We start from the raw sequence: 998 nt of genomic DNA, 5'->3' as shown, positions 1-998 counted from the left end.
CCAGCCAAGATCGTCCTGCATCTCGAAAAATTGCGCCAGCCGGTGCAGCGTGAGTAGCGGAAGCTCCCGCAGCTTCTCCACACACATCCGGAAAATGATCGCAGTCGCCATCGCATCGCTGTCTGCGCGGTGGTGCTGCTCATGCGCAATGGCGAACGCTTCGGTCACGGCCCCCAACTGGTAAGTCGTCAAGGAAGGATACAAAATACGCAACAGATCGAGCGTGTCGAGTCTGCGGCCAGTGAACGGCACATAACCGCACCGATCGAGCGCACCGTTCAAAAAACCCGCGTCAAAACCGACATTATGGGCGACCAGCACGGCGTCGTCGAGAATCGGGATGATGTCCAGGAGGACATCGTCCAGCTCGGGCGCATCGTGCACATCGTCATCCGAAATGCCGGTCAACTGGGTGATAAAGGGAGGAACCGGGACGCGCGGACGCACGAAGGACGTATACGTTCCTGTAATGTCCAGCGCCTCGTCCAGCATCACGATTCCGATTTGAATAATATCGTCATCGGCCCCGCTGTGGCCGGTCGTTTCCAAATCCAGTACTGCAAATTTCATCCGGTTCGATCCTCTCACATACAACTGAGTTCGGAGCTGCCGAAGTACAATGACAGCTTGCCGACGCTCGACCTGCAACTCGTCAGGTTGCGGGCGGCCCCATCGAAGGACGGGTCGGCCTCGAACGCTTGTTGAAAATAATGTTCCGCCTGCTCCATGTTTGCCCGCACCGCCTGAATGCAGCCTAGCGCATTCAAGCCGAGCGCCTTCCATTTGGGATGGCCGGTCCATCGGACAATCAGCTGAAAGTGGCGCTGCGCTTCTTCCCACTCCCGCAAATGCAGGTGCGACATCGCCAAAAACAAGCGGGCCACAACGGAATCGGGACTACAACGAACTGTTTGCCGGAAATGGATGGCGGCTTCGCGGAACATCAGCAGATTGAAGTAACCCTGACCGGCGGCCAGGCTGCGTTCCGCCTCTTCGCC

Annotated in this window: 2 protein-coding genes; both read right to left on the bottom strand. The window is 57.8% G+C overall.

Annotated features, from left to right (window positions below):
• A partial coding sequence (locus BG52_RS08400) for a 3'-5' exonuclease (protein WP_036582481.1) occupies positions 1-570 on the bottom strand: 570 nt, incomplete at its 3' end.
• A gap of 14 nt (positions 571-584) precedes the next feature.
• A partial coding sequence (locus tag BG52_RS15655) for a tetratricopeptide repeat protein (protein ID WP_051602299.1) occupies positions 585-998 on the bottom strand: 414 nt, incomplete at its 5' end.

The sequence above is a fragment of the Paenibacillus darwinianus genome (genome assembly GCF_000598065.1).
Taxonomy (GTDB): Bacteria; Bacillota; Bacilli; order Paenibacillales; family Paenibacillaceae; genus Paenibacillus_I; species Paenibacillus_I darwinianus.
The sequence above is the reverse complement of the archived record's forward strand: the minus strand, read 5'-3'. Positions and strand labels throughout refer to the sequence as shown.